The organism is Brevibacterium sp. CSND-B09 (assembly GCF_052906525.1).
This window is the reverse complement of sequence record NZ_JBREGI010000001.1, coordinates 4026143-4049143: the sequence shown is the minus strand read 5'-3', so window position 1 is coordinate 4049143 and position 23001 is coordinate 4026143. Positions and strand designations below refer to the sequence as shown.

Sequence of the window (23001 nt, the reverse complement as noted above, 5' to 3'; positions counted from 1 at the left end):
AAGACGCCTGTGGCGCTGACGAATGTTTCGTCAGCGCCACAGCCGTCTTGTCGACAGATCGCGTCGGTCAGACGGTGCGTTCAGACTCCGTGGAAGACCCGGATCTGCGGGGCCGGGTAGTGTCCCGGCTCCACGTCCCAGCTCTCGAGGTCGAAGACCGCGATCGACGAGGGACGGAACGTATCGGGAACCCCGCCTTCCGGATTGAGGTGGCCGACCACCTCGGCGACGGTCGGCTGATGGCCCACGATATACGCGCACTGCGCATCCGCGGGAATCGAGTTGATCGCATCCAACCAGTCGTGGACGGACCCGGAATACAGCGAGGGATCCTCGCGCAGGGTCAGGTCACCCGGTTCGTCGAGAGTTCCTCCATGAGCGCGGTTGACGGCTTCGACGACAGCCTGTCCGGTCTGCACGGTGCGCCTGGCCGCCGAGGCGATGGCCACATCGGGTGACCAGCGCTCGGCGATCTCGGCTCCGGCCTCGACCGCTTGAGCCAGACCCTTCGCATCCAGGGACCGTTCGAAGTCGGTCGGACCGTGCGCTTCCGCCTTGGCGTGGCGGGCGAGGATGAGCACAGGCATGAGTGGTCTCAGGCGCCGGTGGAGTGGAATCCGCCGTCGACGTGGATCATCTCGCCGGTAGTGGCGGGGAACCAGTCGGAGAGCAGGGCGACGATGGCCTTGCCGGCAGGAGTGGTGTCCTTCTGGTCCCAGCCCAGGGGTGCGCGGTCGCCCCACATGTCTTCGAGCGTGCCGAAGCCGGGGATGGAAGTTGCGGCGGTGGTCTTCAGCGGTCCCGCGGAGACGAGGTTGACGCGCACGCCGTCTTCGCCGACGTACTTGGCGAGGTAGCGGGCGGTCGATTCGAAGGCGGCCTTGGCCACACCCATCCAGTCGTAGACCGGCCAGGAGATGGTCGCGTCGAAGGTCAGTCCGACGATTCCGGCGCCCTTGTTGAGCACGGGCTTCGCGGCCACGGCGATGGCCTTGAGCGAGTAGGCGGAGACGTGGATGGCCGCGGACACGGAGTCCCACGGGGTGTCGAGGAAGACTCCGCCGAGGGCGTCCTTCGGAGCGAAGGCGATGGCGTGGACGATTCCGTCGATGTTGCCGCCGAGGCGCTCGGGCAGGGCCGCGAGGTCCTCTTCGTTCGTGGCGTCGAGTTCGATGACCTGCGGAGTCTCGGGTAGGCGTTCGGCGATCACCTGAGTGATCTTCATCTGGCGACCGAAGCTCGAGAGAATGACCTCGGCTCCCTGCTCCTGTGCGATGCGAGCAGCGGCGAAGGCGATCGACGCCTCGGTGAGCACGCCGGTGACGAGAATGCGCTTTCCGTCAAGAATTCCCATGGTGGTCCTTTCGAAAGGAAGGTGGTTGCGTGTGCATGACGCCGCTTCGGGCGGTGTCCCTGTATCGAAGTCTACGGGCTGCGGCCCGGCGGGGCCGCATCGTCTGCGGCCGAGGATCCGGTTGTGACCGGCTCAGCGCCGTCTGAGTCAGTGGCCCATGCCCAGTCCGCCGTCGACGGGGATGACGGCACCGGAGATGTAAGCGGCTTCATCGGAGGCCATCCAACGGACGACCTTGGCGACCTCACCGGGTTCGGCGAATCGCTTCGCCGGGATGGTGGCGAGGTACTCTGATCGCTGCTTCTCGCTGAGCTCATCGGTCATATCAGTGCGGATGAAGCCCGGGGCGACGACATTGGCGGTGATTCCGCGGGAGCCGACCTCACGGGTGATGGAGCGGGCGAAGCCGACGAGACCGGCCTTCGAGGCCGAGTAGTTCGCCTGACCGGGCACGCCGTAGAGACCCGACACCGAGGAGATGAGGACGATGCGGCCCTTCTTCGCGCGGATCATCCCGGTGATTCCGCGCTTGACGGTGCGGAAGGCACCGGTGAGGTTCGTGTTGATGACGGACTCGAATTCGTCATCGTTCATCCGCATGAGCAGATTGTCGGCGGTGATTCCGGCATTGGCCACGACGACCTCGACGGGACCGAGCTTCTCCTCGATCTCGGTGAACGCCCGATCGATCGATTCGCTGTCGGTGACATCGGCGGCCACGGCCAGCGCTCCCTCCGGGGCCTGACCGTTGCGGGAGGTGACTGCCACCTTGTCCCCCTGGGCGAGGAATTCCTCGGCGATGGTGCGACCGATTCCGCGGTTGCCGCCGGTGACGAGGACTGTGCGTGGTTCTGACACGTTGGTCTCCTGTTGATCGACTGTGTTCTTCAAATCTATCGTGGACAAACCTATCCTGTCCTTTGGCCGATGGATACGACTCTCACAAAGGACGAGTATCATGTTTGGCAGTCATCGATCGAAGAAGGATATGGTCAGGCACGCTCAGCAGATCACAACGGCAGACACCGCCCTTGATGACGATATGCGGTCTCGGATCATCAAGTATTCGATCACCATGGGCATCAGGACGGTCTGCTTCGTGGCCGCCTATTTCGCTTTCGTCGCAGATATGCACATCCTCATGTGGATCTGCGTGGCAGGGGCGGTCGTCCTCCCCTACCCTGCGGTGATCTTCGCCAATGCGGGCCGCGAACGCACCCGAGATGATCGTTCCGCCCTGCTCGAACAGGCCCCGCTGACAGAGCTGCCGCCGGCGCGCGGTGAGACGATCTCCGGCGACACTCTCGGAGGGGAGACGGCCGATGACGAGACGGTCGACGGTGCAGATCCCCGAGGCGGCTCAGATACCCGAGGCAGCGCCCCTGACGAGACAGGTCCAGGCGCGGATCACCGACACGAAACGATCCGGGGCGAGACGGTCCCGGGCGACACCGTCCAAGGTGAGACCGTCGACGACAACGACGAGGACAGGAGGGACCAGGCTTGAGCGAGCAGCTGCAGTGTTCCGCGAAGGAATGCCGGGCGTTCGCGACCCGCGCCCTGCTGTGGAACAATCCCCGCGTCCACACTCCCGAGCGGAAGAAGACGTGGTTGGCCTGTGATGAGCACCTCGACTATCTGCGTGACTTCCTGACTCTGCGCGACTTCTTCATCACCGACGTCTCCGTCGACGAGATTCCGGAGGACGCAGGTTGAGCCGCTATTCCTTCCTCTTCTCCGCACGCTGGCTCAAATACATCGCCATGGCGATCATCGTCATCATCGCCTGCGTGTTCCTCGCCCTGTGGCAGAAGGACCGCCGCGATCAGCGGGAGCAGGAGATCGCGACGATCACCACGAACTACTCCGCCGAACCCGTCGACATCACCTCGGTGCTCTCGACACCGAATTCGACGCTGGAGACCACCGATGAGTGGACCCAGGTGGAGCTGACCGGATCGTTCTCCGACGAGGACACCGTCCTCGCACGCAACCGGACGGTCGAAGACAAACCCGGCTTCTATGTGGTGACTCCGTTCGAGATCACCGGCGGATCGACGATCGCCGTCATCCGCGGCTTCACCGCCGAACAGGATTCCGTGCCGCCCGCTCCACGGGGTCAGCAGACCGTGGTCGCCCATCTGCGTCCCGCTCAGGACGGATCCGAGGATGAGAACCCGAAGGGCCTCATCAAAGCCATCGATCCCGCGCGCATTCCGGGAATGGACGATGCCTATTCGCATGTCTACGTCGAGGCCTCACCGGCGGAGACAGGCGGTGCCCCGGAAGAGGGGCTGACCCCGCTGCCGATGCCCGAGCTCGATCCGGGCAACCACCTGTCCTATATGCTCCAGTGGTTCGCCTTCGGAATCATGATCATCATCGCCGTGGTCATCTCGGCCCGACGTGAGCGCAAGGCAGCCGCCGAGGCGGTCGAGCACGGCGCTGTCGAGAACGAAATGGTCGTCATCGACAAGGCCGCCCTCGACGCGGGCGCGAAGATCAGCCAGCCCGGCAGCCGCTATGGCCGCAACCGCTGGGCCTCGCCCACCGTGCGCGGGCAGGCCGAAGCCGATGAGGATGCCCTGTTCGAGGAGCGCTTCCGCTCAAAGTGAACTTGCTCAGGCGAGCGTGACGAGATCGAGGTACGTGTCGTTCCACAGGTCCTCGTCGCCGTCGGGCAGCAGCAGCACGCGGTCGGGGTCGAGCGCGGACACCGCACCCTCATCGTGGGTGACGAGCACGATCGCACCTTCATAGCGGCGGATCGCCGAGAGGATCTCCTCGCGGGAGGCCGGATCGAGGTTGTTCGTCGGCTCGTCGAGCAGCAGCACGTTCGCGCTCGAGACCACGAGGGTCGCCAGAGCCAGACGCGTCTTCTCGCCGCCGGAGAGGACCCCGGCGGGTTTGTGCACATCGTCACCACTGAAGAGGAACGAACCGAGCACATTGCGCACCGCGGTGTCATCGAGATGCGGAGAGTTCCGCGACATGTTCTCCAGCACTGTGCGTTCGAGGTCGAGGGTCTCATGCTCCTGCGCGTAGTAGCCGAGCTTGAGGCCGTGTCCGGGCACGACTTCTCCGGAGTCGGGTTCGTCGAGTCCGGCGAGCAGACGCAGCAGCGTCGTCTTTCCGGCGCCGTTGTAGCCGAGTACGACGACTCGTGTGCCCTTGTCGATAGCGAGGTCGACACCGGTGAACACCTCGGTCGAACCGAAGCTGCGAGAGAGTCCTTCGGCCGTCAGCGGCACACGTCCGCAGTCGGCCGGGGCCGGGAAGCGCAGATTCGCGACCTTCTCCGTGGCGCGTTCGTCCTCGAGACCGGCGAGCAGTCGGTCGGCACGCTTGGCCATCTGCTGGGCGGCGACGGTCTTCGTCGCCTTCGCCATCATCTTGTTCGCCTGGGCGTTGAGCGCCGCGGCCTTCTTCTCGGCATTGGCACGTTCGCGGCGGCGACGCCGCTCATCGTCCTCACGCTGTTTGAGGTAGAGCCGGTAGCCCATCGAGTAGATGTCGATGGTCTGACGGGTGGCGTCGAGGAAGAAGACCTTGTTGACCACTTCGTCGATGAGATCGAGGTCGTGGCTGATGATGATCAGACCACCGGAGTAGGCCTTGAGGTGGTCGCGCAGCCACAGCACGGATTCGGCGTCGAGGTGGTTCGTCGGCTCGTCGAGGATCATCGTGTCCGGGGCCGAGAACAGGATCCGGGCGAGTTCCACACGGCGGCGCTGACCGCCGGAGAGCGTCCCGATCTCCTGGCTGATCAGGGCCTCGTCGAGGCCGAGGTTCGCGGCGATCGCGAAGGCTTCGGATTCGGCTGCATAGCCGCCGGCGGCGATGAACTCCGCTTCGATGCGCGGGTAGCGGTCGATGGCCTTCGTGGCCACCTTCTCGTCCGGTGAGGCCATCTGCCGTTCGGCCTTGCGCAGACGCTTGACGAGGACGTCGAGGTCGCGCACCGAGAGGATGCGTTCCATTCCGGTGGCGGTGAGGTCACCGCTGCGCGGATCCTGCGGCAGATAGCCGACGGTGCCGGAGATCGACACGGAACCGGATTGCGCCGGGTGTCCGCCCATGATCACCTTGGTCAGGGTCGTCTTGCCGGCGCCGTTGCGGCCGACGAGACCGACTCGGTCGCCCTTGTCGACGCGGAAGGACACCTCGGACATGAGGGTGCGGGCGCCGACGGCGACTTCGAGGCCGGAGGCCTGAATCATTCTGTCTCCAAACTGCGGCCGATGAGTTCGGCCAGAAATTCTTGGGGGTGGATGCCGCGGGCCTCTGCCCGGGCGACGAGTTCATCTGCGACTGAGGACGGCACACGACAGGACACGACAGTGGTGTCCGGCCCGGCCGCTGCGGTCACGGGCTCGACGGAAACATCGTCCTGAGCAACAGGTTCCGTCGGGTCGTCTGCCGGATCATCGTCGGCCGTCGCGGTCGACGTCCCCGCGGGGACGTATCCTGGGCCTTCCGGCACGGACGTGCCCTTTTGGAAGGCGGTGGCAGCCGCACGTGCGCGATCATCGGCGGCCTCATTGAGTTCGTGGTTGTTGTGTCCTTTGACCCACTCGAACTCGACAGTCCGCCCGCTCAGTGCCTCATCGAGAGACGCTAAGAGGTCCTTGTTGAGGACTTCTTTTCCATCGGCCTTCTTCCACCCTTTGCGTTTCCACCCCGGCATCCATTTGGTCAGGGCGTTGATGACGTACTGCGAATCACAGTATATCTTCAGCTCGTCGTCGCTGTCCGCGGTCGACCGGAGCAGGTCGAGGACGGCCATGAGCTCACCGCGGTTGTTCGTCGCGTTCTTCCACCCGCCGGCATGCCAGGAGGTGTCGTCGATGTACCAGGCCCACCCGGCGGGTCCGGGGTTGCCGAGCGCGGATCCGTCGGCGGCAGCGATGATCGTCAATGGTTCTCCTTGGAAAGTCGGATTCCATTCTTTCACGCCGCTCTCGGGTTCTCGGTCCGTGGGGCGGTGATCTCCGCGACCCCGCCCGGACACGATTGCCGGATCGGACGACGATCGCCGAGGAGGGGCTGACCTTCTCAGGTCGCCCCGCCTCGGCGATGGTGTTCGTCTGCGTCCCCGCGGGGACGCAGACAACCGAACGTCGTCGGTGTCGGATCAGATATTGAAGCCGAGGGCACGCATCTGTTCGCGGCCGTCCTCGGTGATCTTCTCCGGACCCCATGGCGGCATCCAGACCCAGTTGATCCGGTAGGCCGGCACGATTCCCTCGAGCGACTGTGCGGTCTGGTCCTCGATGACGTCGGTCAGCGGGCAGGCTGCCGAGGTCAGGGTCATCTCGATCACGGCGGTGCCGTCGTCTTCGACCGAGAGTCCGTACACGAGGCCGAGATCGACGATGTTGACACCGAGCTCGGGATCGACGACGTCCATCATCGCCTCGCGCACTTCGTCGACGCTGGCATTCTGCGGTGCGTCAATGACTTCAGGCATTGTGTTTCTCCTCACGAGCTGCTTGTGCTTGGTTGAGTGCGTCCTTGAACGCCATCCATGCCAGGAGAGCGCATTTGATCCTGGCCGGGAATTTCGACACTCCGGTGAACGCCGCGGCGTCCCCGAGAATCGACTCATCCGCCTCCATTGTCCCACGTGAATGCATGAGTTCGTGGAACGCGCCTTCGATCTCGAGCATCTGCGCGACGGAGGATTCGGCGGCCAGCTCCGACAGCACCGAGGCCGAGGCCATCGAGATCGAACAGCCGTCGCCGATCCACCTCACCGCGATCGTGCCGTCCTCACGCAGTTCGGTCTCGAGCTCGATCTCATCGCCGCACGTCGGGTTCACCTGATGCGAATATCCGTGCGGTGACCCTGCGGCATCACGGAGCAGTTCGGTGTTGCCGATGCGTGCCCGCGACTGGTCGAGGATCACCTGTTGGTAGAGCTGCTGCATCTGTGTGCTCATCGGTTCGCTCCCCTCCTCAGCCGACTCCGAAGAAGGGCCGCACTTCCGCCAGAGCGGTGAGGAAGCGGGTGCAGTCTTCGACGTTGTTGTACAGGTACGTGCTCGCCCGCGTCGAGGCGGTGACCCCGAAGCGGCGGTGCAGCGGCTGAGCGCAGTGGTGGCCCACCCGCACGGCGATGCCCTGCGAGTCGAGATACTGTCCGACATCGTGGGCGTGCACGCCGTCGACGTCGAAGGCCACGGTTCCGATCCGGTCTTCGGACTCGCCGAGGATGCGGATTCCGGGGATCTGGCCGATCCCGTCGAGGAGGACTCGGGCGAGCTCCTTCTCATGCTCGAGAACATTGTCCAGCCCCACCTCGGTGAGGTATCCGATCGCTGTCGCGAAAGCCGCCACCTCGGCGACCGGCTGAGTGCCGGCCTCGAACCGCTGCGGAGCGGGCATGAACTCGGTCTCCTCCATGGTCACCGTGGTGATCATGGATCCGCCGGTGAGCACCGGCGGCAGAGCGTCGAGCAGTTCGGACTTGCCCCACAGCGCGCCCAGGCCGGTGGGGCCGAGTGCCTTATGAGCGGAGAACGCGGCGAAGTCGACGTCGAGGTCGACGAAGTCCACAGGCATATGCGGAACGGACTGGCAGGCGTCGAGCACGACGTAGGCTCCGACGGCGCGGGCCCGGTCCACGAGGCGGTCGACCGGGTTGATCGTGCCGAGGACGTTGGAGACGTGCGTGAACGCGAGCACCTTCGTCGATTCGTCGACCATCGTGTCGAGATCGGTCAGATCGAGTTCACCGGAGTCAGTGACCGGCAGCCAGCGCAGCTGTGCTCCCGTGGAGGCAGCCAGCTGCTGCCACGGCACGAGATTCGCATGGTGCTCCATCTCGGTGACGACGATCGAGTCACCGGGGGCGAGGGCGAAACGCTCTGCGTCGTCTCCCCCGAAGCCATGGCTGGCCCGATCCATGCCGAGGGCCATGATGTTGAGCGCCTCGGTCGCGTTCTTCGTCCAGCACACCTGTTCCGGTGTCCCGCCGACGAGTCCGGCAGCGGCGATCCGACCGTTCTCGAAGGCGTCCGTGGCCTCGACGGCCAGGGAGTGCGCACCTCGGTGGACGGCGGCGTTGCGCTGCTGGAAGTACTCGACGAAGGTGTCGATGACGCACTGCGGCTTCTGCGATGTCGCTCCCGAGTCGAGATACGACAGCGGCGACTCCCCGACCCTCACATCGAGGATCGGGAAGTCGCCCCTCAGACGTGAGAACATCAGACGCCGGCGGTGAAGAAGCGGTCGTAGCCTTCGTTCTCGAGGCGTTCGGCCAGTTCCGGTCCGCCTTCCTCGGCCACCTTGCCCTTGATGATCACGTGGACGTGATCGGGCTTGATGTAGTTGAGGATGCGCGTGTAGTGGGTGATGAGCATGATGCCGACGTCGGTGGCGTCCTTGACGCGGTTGACGCCTTCGGACACGATGCGCAGCGCGTCGACGTCGAGGCCGGAGTCGGTCTCGTCGAGGACGGCGAACTTCGGCTTGAGCATCTCGAGCTGCAGGATCTCGTGACGCTTCTTCTCGCCGCCGGAGAAGCCTTCGTTGACGTTGCGCGAGGCGAAGGCGGGATCCACACGGAGGTTCTCCATGGCCTGCTTGAGGTCCTTGGTCCAGTTGCGCAGCTTCGGAGCTTCACCGTCGATGGCGGTCTTGGCCGAGCGGAGGAAGTTCGTCACGGTCACGCCGGGAACCTCGACGGGGTACTGCATGGCCAGGAACAGTCCGGCCTTGGCACGCTCGTCGACGGACATCTCGAGGACGTCCTCTCCGTCGAGGGTGACCGAACCGGAGGTCACTTCGTACTTGGGGTGACCGGCCAGAGCGTAGGCCAGGGTCGACTTGCCGGAGCCGTTGGGGCCCATGATGGCATGGGTCTCGTTCGTGTTGATGACGAGGTCGATGCCGTTGAGGATGGGCTTGAGACCGGTATCGGTGTTGACACCGACGTGCAGGTCTTCGATCTTGAGAGTGGACATAATGATCCTTCTTCTTCGGTCTTGAGTCAGTTCAGGGTGGTGTTCGGGTCGACGAGGATGCGGCCGGCGATCTCTTTGCAGTCATAGACCGCGACGGGTTCGAACGCCGGCGGATTGACCGGCTTGCCCGTGTTGAGATCGAACTGCGAGCCGTGCAGCCAGCATTCGATGGTGCAGTCCTCGACGTCTCCTTCGGCCAGCGACACCTCACCATGGGTGCACAGGTCGTCGATGGCGTGTATCGTGCCGTCGGAGTCGCGTGCGATGCAGATCTCGTACTCGCCGACCTCGATGCGCATGGTGCCGCCGGGGGCCACCTCGTCGGTGGCCGCCACGTCGATCATGGTCACAGAACACTCCGGGACAATTCGTCTTCGATGCGTTCGTTGAGCACGTCTTCGATCTCGGGCACCTGGATCTTCTGAATCACTTCGTTGAAGAATCCGCGGACCACGAGCTGACGAGCGACGTCCTCGGGGATGCCGCGGCTCATGAGGTAGAACAGGTGCTCCTCATCGAAGCGACCCACCGAGGAGGCGTGGCCTGCACCGGCGATGTCTCCGGTCTCGATCTCGAGGTTCGGCACCGAGTCGGCCCGGGCGCCATCGGTGAGGATGAGGTTCCGGTTGAGCTCGTAGGTGTCGATGTCGAGGGCCTCGGGACGGATGAGCACATCGCCGATCCACACGCTGCGCGCGTCCTTGCCCTGCAGTGCGCCCTTGTAATGGACGTTCGACTGGGCCTTCGGCGTGTTGTGGTCGATGTAGGTGCGGTGCTCGAGGTGCTGACCGGCATCGGCGAAGTAGAGTCCGAGCAGTTCGGCCTCTCCCCCGGCTGCCGAGTAGCGCACGTTCGTGTTCAGGCGCACGACGTCACCGCCGAGGGTGATGTGGATGTGCTTGAACTTCGCGTCCTTGCCCACGATCGCGTCGTGCTGACCGAGGTGCTGGGAGCCGTCGTCCCACAGCTGCAGCGATACGAAGGTCACGTCCGCACCATCGCCGATGACGAGGGAGACGAGCTCGGAGTACCGGGCCAGTCCCTCGTGTTCGACGACGATGGTCGCCTTCGAATTCGCGCCGACGGTGACGACGACATGGCCGTGGCCGAGCGCCTCACCGGTGCCGTCCGCGTGGATGATCGCGGCCCGCTCGAGTTCGGTGTCCGCGGGGACCGAGTAGTGCGTCACCGCAGAGGCGCGGTTGGCGGCGACGGCCGCGGCGCGGTCCTCGGGCTCGAGGATGCCCAGTTCCTGGGCTGACTCGAGCGAGATCTCCTCGACGGACAGGCCCGCGGGCAGATCCGACTCGAACTTCAGCTTCGCCTCGGTGGCGGTGTCCTCGAAGAACTCGCTGAACTTGCGGACGGGAGAGAAGCGCCATTCCTCCTCCCGGCCGGTGGGCACGGGGAAGTCGGCGACATCGAAGCTGCGCGTGCGCGCATCGCGCTTCGAATCGGGCACCTGGACCTCGGAACCGTGCGAATGCTCCGAGAGGCCAAGCGGGTTGGTGGTATCAGTCACAGATTTACTCCTTTGAGTGCAGTGGGCGCCGGGTCGGGTCTCAGCCGACCGCGCCTTCCATCTGCAGTTCGATGAGGCGGTTGAGTTCGAGGGCGTACTCCATCGGGAGTTCGCGTGCGATCGGCTCGACGAAGCCGCGCACGATCATCGCCATCGCCTCGGTCTCCTCCATGCCGCGGGACATGAGGTAGAAGAGCTGATCCTCACTGACCTTCGACACGGTGGCCTCATGGCCGAGTGTGACGTCGTCTTCGCGGATGTCGATGTAGGGGTACGTGTCCGAACGGGAGACGTTGTCGACGAGCAGGGCGTCGCAGAGGACGTTGTTCGACGAGCCTTCGGCGCCCGGGTGGACATGGACGAGTCCGCGGTAGCCGGCGCGGCCGCCGCCGCGGGCCACGGACTTCGACACGATCGACGAATGGGTGTGCGGAGCGGCGTGGACCATCTTCGCACCGGTGTCCTGGTGCTGTCCCTCGCCGGCGAAGGCCACGGACAGCGTCTCGCCGCGGGCGTGCTCACCGGTGAGCCAGATGGCCGGGTACTTCATGGTCACCTTCGAGCCGATGTTGCCGTCGACCCATTCCATGGAGGCGCCCTCTTCGGCGATGGCGCGCTTGGTGACGAGGTTGTACACGTTGTTCGACCAGTTCTGGATCGTCGTGTAGCGGACCTTCGCATCCTTCTTCGCGATGATCTCGACGACGGCCGAGTGCAGGGAGTCGGTCTTGTAGATCGGAGCGGTGCAGCCCTCGACGTAGTGGACCGAGGAACCCTCGTCGGCGATGATGAGCGTGCGCTCGAACTGGCCCATGTTCTCCGTGTTGATGCGGAAGTAGGCCTGCAGCGGGATCTCGACGTGGACGCCCTTGGGGACGTAGACGAAGGAGCCGCCGGACCAGACAGCGGTATTCAGAGCGGCGAACTTGTTGTCACCGGACGGAATGATCGACCCGAAGTACTCTTCGAAGATCTCCGGGTGCTCGCGCAGGCCGGTGTCGGTATCCATGAAGATGACACCCTGAGCCTCGAGCTCCTCGTTGATCTGGTGGTAGACGACCTCGGACTCGTACTGAGCGGCGACACCGGCGACGAGGCGCTGCTTCTCGGCCTCGGGGATGCCGAGCTTGTCATAGGTGTTGCGGATGTCCTCGGGCAGGTCCTCCCAGGACGTCGCCTGCCCCTCGGTGGAGCGAACGAAGTACTTGATGTCCGCGAAGTCGATTCCGGTGAGGTCGGCGCCCCAGTTCGGCATCGGCTTCTTGTCGAACAGACGCAGAGCCTTGAGTCGACGCTTGAGCATCCACTCCGGTTCGTCCTTGAGCTTCGAGATGTTGCGGACGACTTCCTCGCTGAGGCCGCGGGTCGCGGTCGCGCCGGCATCGTTCTCGTCGTGCCAACCGTATGCGTACTGCCCGAGGTCTTTGAGCTCGGGATTCGCATCGATGATCCGATTTCCTGTGTCAGTCATCGTGAACCTCCTTGAGGTCGATCATTGCTGTGGATGAGTGGTCTGGTCAGTTCCGAAGTCGGAATGTGGGTGGTGCACACATGGTCGCCCTGGGCCAGCGACGACAGCCGCCGCACGTCGACACCGAGGTAGTCGGAGAACATCGCGAGCTCTGCTTCGCAGATCTCCGGGTACTCCGCCGCCACGGCCTGGATCGGGCAGTGTCCCTGGCACAGCTGCATCGCCTCCAACGGGGTTCCGGCCGCGACCGGGGTCGCCGAGGCGGCGTACCCTTCCCGTGTGAGTGCGGCGGCAAGTGCACGTGAGCGAGACGCCACTGTGGTGCCGCCGCGCTTTTCGAGTTCCGGTCCGAGTCGCTCCCGCAGTCGGCTCACGAGGTCTTCCGTGAAGCCCTCCACTGCCGATCTGCCGTGCTTGTCCTCCATGAAGCGCAGGATGTTCACGGCCAACTCGTCGTAGGAATGACTGACCGAATCGTGTCCGGCCGTCGTGACCACATAGTGCCGGGCCGGTCGGCCCCTGCCCGCCTGTTTGCCGGCGAGTTCACGGACCTCGAGAAGGCCCTCACTCTCCAGCGCGTCCAGGTGACGACGGATCGCCGCGGGAGTCAGCTCGAGGGCTTTGGCCAAAGACGAAGCAGTGATCGGACCTTCGTCGAGCACCGACTGGAAGACCTTCTGCCGGGTTCGGCGATCTTCCGTGTCGTTTGCAGCCATAATCCACCTCCTTGACTAACACAACAATATTGTTGCGTAATTTGTTTCGTAAAACTAGGTGAGCCTAACCACCGCCCGCGTCGCGCGTGGACACCTGCGGTTTCGACACCCGTTTCGACGCGTCGTAGAATAGCCTGGTGTCATCTCCGGCCCTGACCATTCGCGGTCTCCAGTACTCCTACGGCACCCACCGTGTCGTCGACGGAATCGACCTCACGGCCGAGTCCGGATCCGTCCTCGGCGTTCTCGGACCCAACGGCGCGGGAAAATCCACGACCATCTCCCTGGCCGTGGGCACCCGCCGTCCCGAATCGGGCACGGTCGAGATCTTCGGGCACGACCCCGTCGCCGAACACGCGACGACGTCGCAGCTGGCCGGGGTCATGCTCCAGGACGGCGGACTGCCGATGAGCTCGAAGCCCCTGCAGGTGCTGCGGCACCTCTCCACCCTCTATGAGAATCCCGTACCGGTCGACGCACTCGCCGAACCGCTGGGTCTCCACGACTTCGCCGGACGTACGATGCGCAGGCTCTCCGGGGGACAGAAGCAGCGAGTCGCACTGGCCGCGGCCCTCATCGGACGGCCGCGCCTTGTCTTCCTCGACGAACCCTGCGCCGGTCTCGACCCGCAGGCTCGCGAGGTCGTCCACAGCTTCATCTGCGATCTCGCCGACCGCGGAGTCGCCGTAGTCCTCACCACCCACGACCTCGCCGAGGCCGAGGAGCTCTCCGACGAGGTCGTCGTCATCGATCGGGGACGGATCATCGCTCAGGGAGCGCCAGAGGAGCTGCGCAGCGCCTCCGCCGGGTCACGGTCGCTGACGATACGCCTCGACTCCCCCGTCCCCGCCGCCCTCGTCGATCGGCTCACCGAGCTCGGTCCCGCCTCGGCGCAGGGCTCACTCATCTCCCTCGACGGAGCACCGACTGCGAGCCAGATCGCGGCTGCGTGCACTGCCGTCGCCGAGGCGGGACTGCAGATCACGGACATCGGCATGCAGAGGCAGTCCCTGTCCGACGTCTTCTTCGATCTTACCGGGAGGCCGCTGCGATGACCTCGACACGCATCGTCTCGCAGGCGAAGTTCGAGACCCTGTCCGTTCTGCGCAACGGCGAACAACTGCTGCTCTCAATCATCTTCCCGCTGGGTCTGCTCGTCTTCCTCGCGAAGACTCCCCTGCTCACCGGGCTCGGGGTCATCGAGGCCGGTACCGATCCGCTGTCGATCGCCGTCCCCGGGGCGCTGAGCCTGAGCCTGGCCTCCAGCGCATTCACCGGGCAGGCGATCGCAACCGCCTTCGACCGCCGCTACGGGGTTCTCCGGCAGCTGGCGACGACTCCGCTGGGGACGAACGGACTCATCCTCGGCAAACTCGGCGCCGTCATCGTCGTCGTTCTCATCCAGTACGCACTCGTCTTCGCCGCGGCGGCGATTCTCGGCTTCCGAGGTCCCGTCGACATCCTCGGACTCATCCTGGCCACGCTGTTCGGCACCGCCGCGCTGCTCTCGCTCGGTCTGCTCATGGCCGGCACAGTCCGCGCCGAGGCGACTCTGGCGTCGACGAACCTCATCTGGGTGCTCATGGCGGGCGTCGGTGGCCTCGTCATCGCACATCCGGGAGAATGGGGAACGGTTGTGGGCTACCTGCCCTCCGGTGCGCTCGGCGACGCCATGCGGTCCGCCATCGGACACGGCGGCACAGACATCAAAGCAATCATCGTGCTCCTGGTATGGGGGCTTGTGGGAACGCTTGCGGCACGCAGGTGGTTCCGTTTCGAATGAGGAGTGAAGTGGTCACCAAGAAGATCCGCATCGCCGCTTGGGCCATGCTCATCGCCCAGGCAGGGATCATCCTGACCGGCGGAATCGTCCGGCTCACCGGCTCCGGGCTCGGCTGTTCGGACTGGCCGAAGTGCACCCCGGATTCGCTCGTGGCCACCAGCGAGATGGGCATCCACGGCGCCATCGAGTTCGGCAACCGCCTGCTGGCTGTGGCGCTGGCGATCCTCGGCGTGTGCATTGCGCTCATGCTGTGGAGGCACCGGAAGCAGCGCCCGGATCTCTTCTGGCTCAATATCGGCCTGCTGGCCATCGTGCCCGTCCAGGCCGTCGTCGGCGGAATCACCGTGTGGACGAAGCTCAATCCCTGGGTCGTCGCCGGGCACTTCGTGCCCTCGGCCGTCGCTGTCGGCGTCGCCGCCTACTTCGTCCGCCGCACCTATGACACCGGCGTGCGGCTGGGCACCAAGGCCGCGGCTCCGCTGCCGACTCTGGGGTGGATCATCCTCGGTCTCACCGCGATCATCGTCGTCTTCGGCGTGCTCACCACGGGGGCCGGGCCCCATTCGGGTTCGACGATCTCGACCCGCAACAACCTCGACAACATCTGGGTCACCCGCTTGCACGCCGCGCCGGTGTGGCTGCTCGTCATCACCACGATCTCCGCTCTCGTCGTCGCCCGGAAGAAGACGCAGACGGCGATGGTCGCCCCGCTGACCGTGCTTCTCGTCGTCGAGGTGGCCCAGGGAATCATCGGCTACGTCCAGTACTTCCTCGGTGTTCCCGAACTGCTCGTGGCCTTACACATGGTCGGCCTGTCGGCTACGATTGCGGCAAGCGTTGCCGTCCTCGACAGCGCATACCCGAGGAGCACCGATGTCAGTCCCGATCGTTCCGTGTCTGTGGTTTCCTGACTGCGCCGAGGAGGCCATGGAGTTCTACTGCTCCGTCTTCCCCGATTCGCGCGTCCTGTCCATCGAACGCTATCCCGACGAATCCCTCGACGAACACTTCAGGGGGATGAGCGGGAAGGTCCTGACCGGCCGGTTCGTCCTCGACGGCACAGAGTTCATCTGCCTCGACGGCGGACCAGTGTTCACATTCAACGAGGCGATCTCGCTGACCGTCGAATGCGCGGGCCAGGCCGAGATCGACCACTACTGGTCGCAACTGTCGGCGTCACCCGAGCACGAACAGTGCGGTTGGCTCAAGGACCGCTTCGGAGTCAGCTGGCAGATCGTTCCCGCGAACTTCGGCGAGCTGATGACCGGTCCGGCACAGACTCAGGCGCTCATGCAGATGAAGAAGATCGTCATCGACGACCTCGTCAACGCCGGCTGAGAATTTGCGTTCCGACCCGAAGCGCAAGGCACAGACGCACAACGGCCCAGTTTGAGTTGGATAGCACTGTTTCAAATCTGTGCTATCCAACTCAAACTGGGCCGAATGGATCAGCGGGTTCTTCGGCGAATCACCAGATACCGGGGATCAGGGTGGGCACGAACGGGTCGATGGCCACTGCCAGGAAGAGCAGTGACAGGTAGGTGATCGAACCGTGGAAGACCTTCATCGCCTTGAGCGAGGTGCCGTCCTTACCCTGCTTGGCACGGGAGACCAGCGAGTAGCACGACCACAGGAACCAGACTCCGGCGCCGACGGCCACGATCGTGTAGACAGGACCCATCGGAGCGACGGGAATGAGCGCGAGTGAGCAGGCGATCATCGCCCAGGTGTAGAGGATCATCTGACGGCCGACGGATGTCGGCGGAACCTTCGACGGCAGCATGGGCACGTCGGCGGCGTCGTAGTCGGCCTTGTACTTGATCGCCAGCGGCCAGTAGTGCGGCGGGGTCCAGAAGAAGACGACGAGGAAGAGCAGCACGGGCTCCCACGCGATTCCTCCGGTCACGGCCGACCAGCCGATGAGCACGGGCATGCAGCCTGCAGCGCCGCCCCAGACGATGTTCTGTGAGGTGCGGCGCTTGAGGACGAGGGTGTAGAAGACTGCGTAGAGCAGAATCGCCGAGGCGGTGAGTCCCGCCGTGACCCAGTTCGTGAATCCGCCGAGCCAGAAGATCGAACCGATGCCGAGCACGAAAGCGAAGATGAGTGCAGAACGGGGGCTGATCTCACCGGTGACAAGGGGACGGTCCTTCGTCCGTTCCATCTTCGCGTCGATGTCACGGTCGACGTAGCAGTTGAAGACCGAGGCCGACGCCGCAGCAGCGGCTCCGCCGATGAGGGTGTTGATGACCAGCCAGATGTTCGGCAGTCCCTGAGCGGCCAGGAACATCACGGGCGCGGTCGTGACGAGGAGCAGCTCGATGACGCGCGGCTTGGTCAGCGCGATATAGGCGCTGATGATCGAACGCGGTCGGGTAGCGAGGCTCTGCTCGTCGATGGCCCTCTGCAGAGGTCGTTCACTCTGCTCTTCCCGGTTCTGACGAAGTTTGCTCACGCCCTAGATTCTACCTGTTGTCGAAGTTTTTGCCAGTCGCGCGCAGGCGAGTCGAGTCACTGACGATGCGGACGAGGAAGGCCACCGCCGCACACACCGGAGCAAGCACGACGACCTGCACGATGAGCACTGAGATGAAGCTCAGCGAGGCCGACTGCGGATCCGTGCGGAGGAGATTCGCATCGACGCACAGGCCGATGAATCCGGTGATGACGGAGTAGACGAGGGCGGTCGTCCACACCAGTCCGCCGCGCCGTGCATTGAGCATCACGGCCAGCGCTGCCGCGAAGGGGGTGAGCAGAAGGAGTGTGCCCAACGTCCACAGGCCGAGCTCCCCGACGTCGACGGTGCCGCGGAGCGGCTGGGCGATCGCCGACGACACGGCGACGGTAGCCACGGCGAAGAACACCGGGCACGCCGTGCCGATCCGGGAGATCAGCCGACGGAGCCCCCTCGTCTGTTCGGCCACCTCGGCGAAGTCGGGGCGCCTGCCCGCCGGCCGATCGGATCGCTGGTCCCCGCTGTCTGCGACGGCGGCATTGATCACGGGATCAGCACCTTTGCTCACCCTGTCATCCCTCCAGTCAGGCACAGTCCATTTTCGGTCTCCGCAGCACACAGCAGCCATTGGATGTCGAACCCGCAACTGTGCGCGAGACCACACTTTACCCGTCGGTAGCCTAAATGTCTCGCTCCCTCTCAGCACGGCGGGTGAACAGGGGCGGCGCTTCAGGCATCCGACGGGTAGAGTTTGAATGCACGCTCTTCAGACGAACGAAGGATCGCTCGACGACATGACAACTCTGTCCTGGACTGAACTCGACAATCGCGCAGTCGACACTGCCCGCCTCCTCGCCGCGGATGCGGTGCAGAAGACAGGGAACGGGCACCCGGGCACCGCAATGAGCCTGGCGCCCATCGCACACTACCTGTATCAGCACGGACTCACTCACGACCCGGCCGACCCGACTTGGGTCGGCCGTGATCGTTTCGTCCTCTCCTGCGGTCACAGTTCGCTCACGCAGTACGTCCAGCTCTACCTGGCAGGGTTCGGGCTCGAGCTCGACGACCTCAAGGCGCTGCGCACATGGGGTTCGCTCACCCCGGGGCACCCGGAAGTCGGCCACACCGCCGGCGTCGAGATCACCACGGGGCCCCTGGGCTCCGGACTGGCCTCGGCCGTGGGCATGGCCATGGCCGCTCGCCGTGAACGCGGACTCTTCGACCCCGAGGCGGCTCCCGGCAGCTCACCGTTCGACCACAACATCGTCGTGCTCGCCTCGGACGGCGACCTCGAAGAGGGAGTGTCCGGTGAGGCGTCATCGCTGGCCGGGACGCAGGAGCTGTCGAACCTGCTGGTGATCTGGGACGACAACAAGATCTCCATCGAAGACGACACCGCGATCGCCTTCGGCGAGGACACGGCCGCCCGGTACGCCGCCTACGGCTGGCACGTCCAGCACGTCGACTTCACTGCCGGCGGTGACTACCACGAGGACATCGAAGCCTTCCACGCCGCCGTCGAGGCTGCTCGCGCGGATTCCCGCCCCTCGTTCATCCGCCTGTCCACGATCATCGCCTGGCCGGCCCCGAACGCGCAGAACACCGGCGGGTCTCACGGTGCGGCCCTCGGCGAGGACGAGATCCGGGCGACCAAGGAGGTCCTCGGCTTCGACCCGGAGTCGACCTTCGCCGTCGACGACGAGGTTCTCGCTCACACTCGTCAGGCCCTGGACCGCGGTCGTGCCGCCCACCTCGAATGGGACAAGTCCTTCGCCGAATGGCGCACCGCCAACCCGGACAACGCCGCCCTCTTCGACCGTCTGTCCAAGCGCGAGCTGCCCGCCGGCCTCGATGCGGCTTTCCCGGTCTTCGAAGCCAGCGAGAAGGGCATCGCCACTCGCGCGGCGTCCGGTCAGGTTCTCAATGCGATCGCCGAGACCATGCCCGAACTCTGGGGCGGTTCCGCCGACCTCGCGGGCTCGAACAACACTCTGATCAAGGGTGAGCCGAGCTTCCTGCCCGCTCACCGCTCCACGGGTGCATTCTCCGGCCACGAGTACGGACGCAATATCCACTTCGGCGTCCGCGAGTTCTCCGCCGGTCTCATCGGCAACGGCATCGCCCTGCACGGCGGAACCCGCCCGTACAACGGCACGTTCCTCGTCTTCAGCGACTACCAGCGGCCGGCCGTGCGCCTGGCTGCCCTCCAGCAGCTGCCGAACCTGTTCGTGTGGACCCACGATTCGATCGGCCTCGGTGAGGACGGACCGACCCACCAGCCGATCGAGCACCTCTCCGCGCTGCGGGCGATCCCCGGCCTCGACCTCGTCCGACCGGCCGATGCGAACGAGACCGCGGTCGCATGGCGGAAGATCCTCGAACGCACCGACGGCCCCAGCGGACTCGTGCTGACCCGACAGGCCGTGCCGGTCCTCGACCGTGAGAAGTACGCCCCCGCCTCCGAGGCCGCATGCGGCGGCTATGTGCTCACCGATACCGGTGACCAGCCCGAGGTGGCCATCATCGCCAGCGGTTCCGAGGTCGCCATCGCTCTCGAGGCCGCCGAAGCTCTGCAGGCATCGGGCACAGCCGCTCGCGTCATCTCCATGCCGTGCCAGGAATGGTTCGACGCTCAGCCGGAGGACTACCGGGCCACTGTGCTGCCGCGAACGCTGAAGGCACGCGTGAGCATCGAAGCCGCCTCGGCGATGAGCTGGCACAAGTACCTCGGCGATGCCGGTCGTGCCGTGTCCATCGAACATTTCGGTGCATCCGCGGACTACCAGACCCTGTACGAGAAGTTCGGCATCACGGCCTCGGCCGTCGTCGACGCAGCAAAGGAATCCATCAACGCAGCAAAGGCGGAAGCATGAGTGAACGTCTCCAGCAGCTCAGCGCGGCCGGAGTCTCGATCTGGCTCGACGACCTCTCCCGCACCCGACTCGAATCCGGGGATCTCGCCCGCCTCATCGCGGAATCCTCCGTCACGGGTGTGACGACGAACCCGACGATCTTCGCGAACGCGATCTCGGCAGCCGACGACTACGACGCTGCGGTCGCCGAGCTCGGTGCCTCCGGTGCCGATGTGGATGAGGCCATCGAGGCACTGACCACAGCGGATGTCGCCGAGGCAGCCCGCCTGTTCCGTCCGGTCTTCGAGTCCACGAACGGCGAAGACGGTCGCGTGTCGATCGAGGTCGCTCCCCCGCTGGCCCATGATGCGCAAGCGACCGTCGCCTCGGCGAAGACCCTGTGGGAACGGGTCGGCGAACCGAATGCGATGATCAAGATCCCGGCCACCGAGGAGGGACTCCGCGCGATCTCCGAAACGATCGCGGCCGGGATCAGCGTCAACGTCACGCTCGTGTTCTCCCTGACCCGCTACCGCCACGTCGTCGAAGCCTTCCTCCAGGGGCTGGAGAAGGCCCGCGCCGCCGGCCATGACCTCTCGACGATCCGGTCGGTGGCCTCGGTGTTCGTCTCCCGGGTGGACTCCGAGATCGATTCCCGTCTCGACTCCATCGACGACCCGAAGGCCGTGGAGCTCAAGGGCAAGGCGGGCATCGCGAACTGCGTGCTCGCCCATGAGATCCACTCGCAGCTGTTCACCTCCGAACGCTTCCGAGTCCTCGAACTCGCCGGGGCCCGTCCGCAGCGTCTGCTGTGGGCTTCGACCGGAGTGAAGAATCCCGACTACGCCGACACGATGTACGTGACCGGGCTCATCGCACCGAACACCGTGAACACGATGCCCGAACCCACTCTGGAGGCGTTCGCCGACCACGGTGAGGTCACCGGCCAGATCACGTCCGAGCACTACCGTGCCGCCGACGAGGTCTTCGACGCTCTGGCACGACTGGGCATCGACTACGCCGAGGTCATGACCGTGCTCGAAGAGCAGGGGCTGGAGAAGTTCAACGTCAGTTGGACCGAACTCCAGGAAACGATCCGTACGGCTTTGGACCGCTCATGAAGCTCTCACTCTCTGTTCCCGTCGATGAGGAGTTCGAGGCAGAGGCCGCGCGTCTCATCGAGGCCGGCCTGGCTTCCCGGCTGAGCGCCAAGGATGCGGAACTGTTCGACGGGGCCGCCGACGCCGCGGACCGGATGGGCTGGGTGGATCTTCCGCAGAACGCCGCAGATCTGCTCGATAAGATCGAATCCCTGCGGTTGCGTCTGCAGGAGCAGGGTCTGCGCACGATCAGCTTGGCCGGAATGGGCGGATCATCGCTCGCTCCCGAGGTGATGGCTCAGACGGCCGGTGTCCGACTCGAGATCATCGACTCGACGGATCCCAATCAGGTCGCCGAGGCGATCGGCACCGATCTCGAACACACGGTCCTCATCATCGCGTCGAAGTCCGGAACCACGGTGGAGACGGATTCGATCCGCCGCAGCTTCGCCGCGGCCTTCGAATCGATCGGCGTCGATCCGGCGTCCCGGATGATCGCGATCACCGATCCGGGAACCGAACTCGAGACGCTGGCCGCCGATCAGGGCTTCCTTGCGACCTTCCTCGTCGACCCCACGGTCGGCGGACGCTTCAGTGCTCTCTCGGCCTTCGGACTCGTCCCCGCGGGTCTGGCCGGTGCCGATGTGCGCGGGATCGTCGCAGAGTCCGCCGCGGCCGCCGCCGACCTGTCTGCCGACGGTCTGGACAATCCTGCACTGCGGTTCGGCGCTTGGCTGAGCATCGCCCACGCCCGGACGACGGAGAAGCTCGTCCTCGCCGAGACCGCCGAGCAGCTGAACGGGCTCGGGGCCTGGGTCGAGCAGCTCATCGCCGAATCCCTCGGCAAGGACGGTCAGGGCATCCTTCCCGTCGTCGTCGATTCCCCTGCCGACATCGGGTTCTCCGATGCACGCGCAGACGCACTCCTGTGCCTGCTCGGGCCGGCAGCCGATGACTCGGAGCTGGGTGCGCCGTCCGGATTCGAAGCGACGATCACCGGTGGGTTGGGCGAGCTGTTCCTGTTCTGGGAATACGCCACGGCCATCGCCGGATACAGCATCGGGGTCAATCCCTTCGACCAGCCTGATGTGGAGGCCGCGAAGGCACAGGCCAGGCATCTGCTCGACGGACCGGACTCGGGTTCGACGGAGCAGCCGCGGTTCCGTGAGGGAGACATCGACGTTCTCGACGTCGTCGACGAGGCCACTGATCTCGTCGGAGCTCTGGAGGAGCTGTTCTCGCAGGTCGACGAGTACGGATATGTCGGCATTCAGGCCTACCTCGATCGGATCGCCGATGCCGAGGCTGCAGATCTGCGTCCGCTCGTGTCCACACATGCCGGAGTGCAGACGACCTTCGGCTTCGGCCCCCGCTACCTGCATTCGACCGGCCAGTACCACAAGGGCGGTCATCCGAACGGAGTGTTCCTCCAGATCACCGGTGAGGCTCGCACTGACCTGCTGGTGCCGGGACGCGACTTCGGCTTCGCTCAGCTGCAGCGCGCCCAGGCCGCCGGCGATGCGGCGGTGCTGAGTGAGAAAGGCCGACCCGTGGTGCGTCTGCACCTGCTTGATCGTTCTCGTGGGCTCGAACAGCTGCGGGAGGCGATCGGGTCGATCAGCCCGCGCCACCACTTCGGCCACGACTGATCTGCCTGAAACGGCACTGATCCGCCGGAGCGAGGGACAGGGCACGAACAGAGAAGGACCCCGACCGATTCGGTCGGGGTCCTTCTCATTCGTCCACCGGGGCGTCGCCTCGGTGTCGGAGTCTCACGG

Annotated in this window: 25 protein-coding genes; 10 read left to right on the top strand and 15 right to left on the bottom strand. The window is 65.1% G+C overall.

Features of this window, described 5'->3' with window-relative positions:
• Nucleotides 1-80 precede the first annotated feature (80 nt).
• The 3 genes from ACU4IU_RS18045 to ACU4IU_RS18035 form a co-directional block, all read right to left on the bottom strand.
• Nucleotides 81-587, bottom strand: coding sequence for a SixA phosphatase family protein (locus ACU4IU_RS18045; RefSeq protein ID WP_420095870.1), 507 nt, complete (start codon nucleotides 585-587; stop codon nucleotides 81-83).
• Between the two features lie 8 nt (nucleotides 588-595).
• Nucleotides 596-1354, bottom strand: coding sequence for an enoyl-ACP reductase FabI (fabI, locus tag ACU4IU_RS18040; protein WP_101544266.1), 759 nt, complete (start codon nucleotides 1352-1354; stop codon nucleotides 596-598).
• 147 nt (nucleotides 1355-1501) lie between these two features.
• Entirely contained in the window at nucleotides 1502-2212 is a 711-nt protein-coding gene (locus ACU4IU_RS18035) for a beta-ketoacyl-ACP reductase (RefSeq protein ID WP_139908064.1), read from the bottom strand.
• Between the two features lie 100 nt (nucleotides 2213-2312).
• Between ACU4IU_RS18035 and ACU4IU_RS18030 the strand changes: the two genes are divergently transcribed.
• The 3 genes from ACU4IU_RS18030 to ACU4IU_RS18020 are packed head-to-tail and all read left to right on the top strand — an operon-like array spanning nucleotide 2313 to nucleotide 3969.
• The gene (locus ACU4IU_RS18030) at nucleotides 2313-2861 is read left to right on the top strand and encodes a DUF3099 domain-containing protein (protein WP_446657511.1); all 549 of its coding nucleotides are present in this window, start codon (nucleotides 2313-2315) and stop codon (nucleotides 2859-2861) included.
• Nucleotides 2858-3070: a hypothetical protein gene (locus ACU4IU_RS18025; protein ID WP_101544269.1), complete on the top strand. Its 213-nt coding sequence runs from the start codon at nucleotides 2858-2860 to the stop codon at nucleotides 3068-3070. The genes ACU4IU_RS18030 and ACU4IU_RS18025 overlap by 4 nt, the downstream gene beginning before the upstream one ends.
• Nucleotides 3067-3969 carry an SURF1 family cytochrome oxidase biogenesis protein gene (locus ACU4IU_RS18020; RefSeq protein WP_446657510.1) on the top strand — a complete coding sequence of 301 codons (903 nt, stop codon included), beginning with the start codon at nucleotides 3067-3069 and terminating at the stop codon, nucleotides 3967-3969. Before ACU4IU_RS18025 ends, ACU4IU_RS18020 begins: the two co-directional genes overlap by 4 nt.
• Nucleotides 3970-3975: 6 nt before the next feature.
• Here ACU4IU_RS18020 and ACU4IU_RS18015 read toward each other — a convergent pair whose 3' ends face one another.
• The 10 genes from ACU4IU_RS18015 to ACU4IU_RS17970 form a co-directional block, all read right to left on the bottom strand.
• Nucleotides 3976-5574, bottom strand: a complete 1599-nt coding sequence (locus ACU4IU_RS18015; protein WP_092013696.1) for an ABC-F family ATP-binding cassette domain-containing protein — start codon at nucleotides 5572-5574, stop codon at nucleotides 3976-3978.
• Nucleotides 5571-6272, bottom strand: a complete 702-nt coding sequence (locus tag ACU4IU_RS18010; RefSeq protein ID WP_172169593.1) for a ribonuclease H family protein — start codon at nucleotides 6270-6272, stop codon at nucleotides 5571-5573. Before ACU4IU_RS18010 ends, ACU4IU_RS18015 begins: the two co-directional genes overlap by 4 nt.
• A gap of 216 nt (nucleotides 6273-6488) precedes the next feature.
• Nucleotides 6489-6824 (bottom strand): metal-sulfur cluster assembly factor, encoded by a 336-nt coding sequence (locus ACU4IU_RS18005; RefSeq protein WP_025778421.1) that lies wholly within the window; start codon nucleotides 6822-6824, stop codon nucleotides 6489-6491.
• Nucleotides 6817-7296: a Fe-S cluster assembly sulfur transfer protein SufU gene (gene sufU / locus ACU4IU_RS18000; RefSeq protein WP_446657509.1), complete on the bottom strand. Its 480-nt coding sequence runs from the start codon at nucleotides 7294-7296 to the stop codon at nucleotides 6817-6819. The genes ACU4IU_RS18005 and sufU overlap by 8 nt, the downstream gene beginning before the upstream one ends.
• A gap of 16 nt (nucleotides 7297-7312) precedes the next feature.
• The gene (locus tag ACU4IU_RS17995; protein WP_172169599.1) at nucleotides 7313-8563 is read right to left on the bottom strand and encodes a SufS family cysteine desulfurase; all 1251 of its coding nucleotides are present in this window, start codon (nucleotides 8561-8563) and stop codon (nucleotides 7313-7315) included.
• Nucleotides 8563-9321 carry a Fe-S cluster assembly ATPase SufC gene (gene sufC, locus ACU4IU_RS17990; protein WP_139467277.1) on the bottom strand — a complete coding sequence of 253 codons (759 nt, stop codon included), beginning with the start codon at nucleotides 9319-9321 and terminating at the stop codon, nucleotides 8563-8565. The genes ACU4IU_RS17995 and sufC overlap by 1 nt, the downstream gene beginning before the upstream one ends.
• 26 nt (nucleotides 9322-9347) lie before the next feature.
• Nucleotides 9348-9671, bottom strand: coding sequence for a non-heme iron oxygenase ferredoxin subunit (locus tag ACU4IU_RS17985; RefSeq protein ID WP_139467278.1), 324 nt, complete (start codon nucleotides 9669-9671; stop codon nucleotides 9348-9350).
• Complete coding sequence (sufD, locus tag ACU4IU_RS17980; protein WP_376905651.1) at nucleotides 9668-10843, bottom strand: Fe-S cluster assembly protein SufD; 1176 nt, start codon at nucleotides 10841-10843, stop codon at nucleotides 9668-9670. Before sufD ends, ACU4IU_RS17985 begins: the two co-directional genes overlap by 4 nt.
• A 40-nt stretch (nucleotides 10844-10883) precedes the next feature.
• Nucleotides 10884-12314, bottom strand: coding sequence for a Fe-S cluster assembly protein SufB (gene sufB, locus ACU4IU_RS17975; RefSeq protein WP_039207512.1), 1431 nt, complete (start codon nucleotides 12312-12314; stop codon nucleotides 10884-10886).
• Nucleotides 12311-13030, bottom strand: a complete 720-nt coding sequence (locus ACU4IU_RS17970; protein WP_139467280.1) for a helix-turn-helix transcriptional regulator — start codon at nucleotides 13028-13030, stop codon at nucleotides 12311-12313. The genes sufB and ACU4IU_RS17970 overlap by 4 nt, the downstream gene beginning before the upstream one ends.
• A gap of 137 nt (nucleotides 13031-13167) precedes the next feature.
• Between ACU4IU_RS17970 and ACU4IU_RS17965 the strand changes: the two genes are divergently transcribed.
• The 4 genes from ACU4IU_RS17965 to ACU4IU_RS17950 are packed head-to-tail and all read left to right on the top strand — an operon-like array spanning nucleotide 13168 to nucleotide 16151.
• On the top strand, nucleotides 13168-14085 hold the full coding sequence (locus ACU4IU_RS17965; protein ID WP_446657508.1) for an ABC transporter ATP-binding protein: 918 nt from the start codon (nucleotides 13168-13170) through the stop codon (nucleotides 14083-14085).
• Nucleotides 14082-14813 (top strand): ABC transporter permease, encoded by a 732-nt coding sequence (locus ACU4IU_RS17960; protein WP_446657507.1) that lies wholly within the window; start codon nucleotides 14082-14084, stop codon nucleotides 14811-14813. Before ACU4IU_RS17965 ends, ACU4IU_RS17960 begins: the two co-directional genes overlap by 4 nt.
• A gap of 8 nt (nucleotides 14814-14821) precedes the next feature.
• Complete coding sequence (locus ACU4IU_RS17955) at nucleotides 14822-15724, top strand: COX15/CtaA family protein (protein WP_446657506.1); 903 nt, start codon at nucleotides 14822-14824, stop codon at nucleotides 15722-15724.
• Nucleotides 15687-16151, top strand: coding sequence for a VOC family protein (locus tag ACU4IU_RS17950; protein WP_446657505.1), 465 nt, complete (start codon nucleotides 15687-15689; stop codon nucleotides 16149-16151). Before ACU4IU_RS17955 ends, ACU4IU_RS17950 begins: the two co-directional genes overlap by 38 nt.
• Before the next feature lie 130 nt (nucleotides 16152-16281).
• Here the strand turns inward: ACU4IU_RS17950 and ACU4IU_RS17945 are convergent, their stop codons facing one another.
• Entirely contained in the window at nucleotides 16282-17268 is a 987-nt protein-coding gene (locus ACU4IU_RS17945) for a heme o synthase (RefSeq protein WP_101544292.1), read from the bottom strand.
• Nucleotides 17269-17278: 10 nt separating this feature from the next.
• A complete protein-coding gene (locus ACU4IU_RS17940) occupies nucleotides 17279-17836 on the bottom strand; it encodes a hypothetical protein (RefSeq protein ID WP_446657504.1) in 558 nt (185 codons plus the stop codon).
• Nucleotides 17837-18062: 226 nt separating this feature from the next.
• On the opposite strand from ACU4IU_RS17940, the gene tkt reads away from it, so the two are divergent.
• The 3 genes from tkt to ACU4IU_RS17925 are packed head-to-tail and all read left to right on the top strand — an operon-like array spanning nucleotide 18063 to nucleotide 22872.
• Entirely contained in the window at nucleotides 18063-20144 is a 2082-nt protein-coding gene (tkt, locus tag ACU4IU_RS17935) for a transketolase (RefSeq protein WP_446657614.1), read from the top strand.
• Nucleotides 20141-21244: a transaldolase gene (gene tal, locus ACU4IU_RS17930; RefSeq protein WP_446657503.1), complete on the top strand. Its 1104-nt coding sequence runs from the start codon at nucleotides 20141-20143 to the stop codon at nucleotides 21242-21244. Before tkt ends, tal begins: the two co-directional genes overlap by 4 nt.
• Nucleotides 21241-22872: a glucose-6-phosphate isomerase gene (locus ACU4IU_RS17925; protein ID WP_446657502.1), complete on the top strand. Its 1632-nt coding sequence runs from the start codon at nucleotides 21241-21243 to the stop codon at nucleotides 22870-22872. The genes tal and ACU4IU_RS17925 overlap by 4 nt, the downstream gene beginning before the upstream one ends.
• Nucleotides 22873-23001: the final 129 nt, after the last annotated feature.